This window comes from Saccharomonospora halophila 8, from assembly GCF_000383775.1.
GTDB lineage: Bacteria > Actinomycetota > Actinomycetes > Mycobacteriales > Pseudonocardiaceae > Saccharomonospora > Saccharomonospora halophila.
In genome coordinates this window covers 148,177-151,420 of the sequence record NZ_KB912566.1, presented here as the reverse complement: position 1 = coordinate 151,420, position 3,244 = coordinate 148,177, and the positions used below count along the sequence as shown (strand labels likewise).

The 3,244-nt window shown below is 73.6% G+C and carries 4 protein-coding genes; 2 read left to right on the top strand and 2 right to left on the bottom strand.

Annotated features, from left to right (window positions below; translation table 11 throughout):
- Positions 1-732: arginase family protein (locus SACHA_RS0115900; RefSeq protein WP_157601719.1), on the top strand; the 732-nt coding region annotated here is incomplete at its 5' end.
- Between the two features lie 226 nt (positions 733-958).
- Positions 959-2,122: a PucR family transcriptional regulator gene (locus SACHA_RS0115895; RefSeq protein ID WP_083935876.1), complete on the top strand. Its 1,164-nt coding sequence runs from the start codon at positions 959-961 to the stop codon at positions 2,120-2,122.
- 67 nt (positions 2,123-2,189) lie between these two features.
- On the opposite strand, the gene SACHA_RS0115890 is transcribed toward SACHA_RS0115895, so the two are convergent.
- Positions 2,190-2,687: a hypothetical protein gene (locus SACHA_RS0115890; protein WP_019811319.1), complete on the bottom strand. Its 498-nt coding sequence runs from the start codon at positions 2,685-2,687 to the stop codon at positions 2,190-2,192.
- Positions 2,688-2,689: 2 nt separating this feature from the next.
- Positions 2,690-3,244, bottom strand: a 555-nt coding sequence (locus SACHA_RS0115885; protein ID WP_232211901.1) for a hypothetical protein, incomplete at its 5' end; no start/stop codon positions are given.

The following is a 3,244-nucleotide window of genomic DNA, read 5'->3' as shown; positions in this document are numbered from 1 at the left end:
GTCGGTGGCGGGGGCGCGGGGCCCACCGTGGAGGACGTCCCGTGCGATCCCGCCGCCACGCCCACGGTGCGCGGGGTGGCCAACCGGGCAGCGCTGGTGGCCAACCGGAGGCCCCAGCTCGACGCGCTGGAGAATCCGGAGGGGCCGGTGCTCACCGTGGGTGCGAGCTGCGCGGCCGACCTCGTGCCCGCGGGGGTGGCCCGGTACCGGTACGGGGAACGGCTGGGATTGCTGTGGCTGGACACGCACCCGGACTGCAACACCGCGGACAGTTCCCCGTCGGGCGCGTTCAACGGCATGGTGCTGCGCTCGCTGCTCGGTGAGGGCGACCCGGACTTCGCCGCCGCACCACCGGTGGCACCGGGGCGGGCGATTCTCGCGGGTGCGGGCGTGTTCGACGAGGAGGAGCGCCGGGTCGCCGACCGCGGCCTCGTGCGACCTGTGCCCGCGCGGCCCGACGACGTCGTCGGTGCGCTGTCCGATGCCGGTGTGGACCGGGTGTACGTGCACCTCGACCTGGACGTGCTCGACCGCGATGCGTTCGGGGCGACCGTCGGGCAGGGCGCGCCGGGGACCGGCGTGTCGGTGGCGGGACTGGTGGCCGTGCTCGACGCGCTGGCCGGTCTCCCGGTCGTGGGGGCCGCGATCACCGAGTGTACGGCGGTCGACCGCGACGAGGTGCTCCCGCTGGTCCCGGTGGTCCAGGCGCTGGGCCGCCGACTGGACGGATGAGTGCGGCCGGCTTGTCACGGCGGCACAACGGTTCGTCCGGTTCCTGTCATATCCACCGAAAACGCCGTGTGTACCGCGCCCGCGGTGATACTCTCGGTGACACCGCGGTTCGAGCTCGTGGTCGGTGTCATCCCTCGGTGTCGTGGGAAGGGGGCATGTCGGCGTGCCGGAAGGGACAGCGGAACAGGTCTCCGACACGATCGTCTCCGGGCGGCTCGCCGAGATCATGCGGCCGGAGCTGGAGAGTGTCGCCGACGAGATCGTCGCGGAGATCCGGTCGTCCATCCCGGAGTACCGGCGCCCGCTCGACGGCCCCTACGGCAAGTCGATCACCGCGGGGGTGCGGCACGCGGTGTCGCTGTTCGTGTCCCAGATCGCCGACCCCGGCGCGTCCAAGCAGCACGCGCACGAAGTGCACCGCAGGCTGGGGCAGTACGAGATGCGTGAGGGCCGCAGTCTCGACACGTTGCAGGCCGCCTACCGGGTGGGCGCCCGTGTGGCCTGGCGGCGGATCATGGAGGTCGGCCGCCGTCGCGGGTTCACCTCGGGGGTGATGTCGCAGCTGGCCGACGCGATGCTCGGCTTCATGGACGAGCTGGCCTCGGTGGCCCTGGACGGATTCCTGGAGGCGAAGGCGAGTTCGGCCGACGCGCTGGACACCTGGCGGCGCCGGCTGCTGCAGCTGGTGCTCGAACGTCCGGCCGCGCCGCCGGAGGCGATCGACGAGCTGGCCCAGCTCGTCGGCTGGACCCGGCCGAAGACCGCCACCCCCGTCGCCGTGCGCCCCCTGCGGCCGCTGCCCTCGGGGCACCGGCCCCCGTTGGACGACGACGTGCTGGCGGAGCTGAGCGGGGCGGAGCCGCGGGTGCTGGTACCGGGAACGATGTCGCAGGCCCGGGTGGCGGCGTTGGAGCGCGCACTGCCCCGGTGTCGGCTGGCGGTGGGACCGTGCGTCCCGCTGGAGGCCGTCCCGGACTCCCTGCGGTGGGCGCGTAAGGCGCTGTCCCTGGTGGACGACGGCGTGCTGCCGCCCCGCCGGGTCGTTCCCGTGCACGACTGCCTGCCCGTGCTACTGCTGCACTCGGACGACGCCCTGGTGGCGCAGCTGCGCCGCCGGTTGCTCGCCACGCTCGACGGGCTGACCCCGCGGCAGCGGGAACGGATGCTCGACACGCTCCGGGCGTGGCTCGACGCCCAGGGCAACGTCCTCGACATGGCCGAGCGCCTCACCGTGCACCCGCAGACGGTGCGCTACCGCATGCGGCAACTGGAGAACACCTTCGGCGACCGCCTCCGCGACCCCGACGCCCGCTTCGAACTCGAACTGGCCCTGCGCACCCTCTCCCCCCACGACAAACCCACCCTCCCCAAACCCCGCACCCGCTCATAACCCGTGCGGGGGTTTGCCGTGAAGGGCACCTTCCCTGCGTTGAAACACCCGGGGTGAGCGGGGTGGGTCAGTGGACCTCCAGGTCGGTGATCAGCCAGGTGCGGTCGGGTTTGTGCGCGGTGACGGTGAGTTGGAGGGGGGTGGTGGTCGGGTCGCCGTCGGCGCGGCGGGAGGTCTGGTCCGCGAAGACGAGGACGCGCGCGGTGTCGCCGGTCAGGGACACCACGGCGGAGTCGGTGACGTTGGTGGCCACGCTCAGCCGTTGCCCGGCCGCGCGGTCGTGCAGGACGGTGACCAGCTCGCCGTACTCCCGCCCGGCCCGGCCCGTCAGCAACTCCTCCGCCGCCCGTTCGGTGGCGCCCAGGTCATCGGAGGAGTACGACAGCACCCGGTTCACCGCGCGGGTGACCGCGGAGCGCACCTCGGCGGTGGCGTCGACGTCCACGAACGCGCGGTCCCGGGCCGACTCCGAGCCGCGCAGGGCCTCACCGCGCACGACGAAGTGGGCACCGAGCCCGGCCAGCGCCACGGCGAGCACGGCCAGCAGCAACGGGAACCGTTTCACTTTCAACCTCCCGGACCCGGCCGTTGAAGCCCGGACACCTTCCACCCGTCGGCGGTCTCGGCCAGCGAGACGACGAAACGTTGGCGGGTGGTCGTCGGCGGTTCGCCCTGCCGGGAGCGGGTGATCTCCACGGCCGCCAGCAGTGTCGCCGTGCCGGTCTCCGGGGTGAACGCGGACAGCCCCGCCTCGACGACCTCGGCGTGGGCGACGGTGGCCGCCCGCCGGACGGCATCCCGGGTCCCGGCGCCGGTGTCCGCGAGCTCGGTGTGCAGCGGTCCCGTCGTCACCGCCAGCCACCGGTCGATCCCCGCATCCACGTCGTGATGGTCGAGGGTGGTCAGCACCGCGACGTGCTCGCGCGCGGTGCGCAGCACCTCGTCGCGGGTGGCCGCCTTCCCGATCTCCGCGTCGGTGGCCGCCCAGGACCACCACAGCAGCGACCACACGGCGAACACCCCCGCGACGAGCACCGCGACCCCCGCGGCGGCGGTGGCGGTTCCCGCGGGCGGTGACGTCAGTCGTCGAGCCATGGCAGCCCCCGCGGCGTCGTCGGGGTG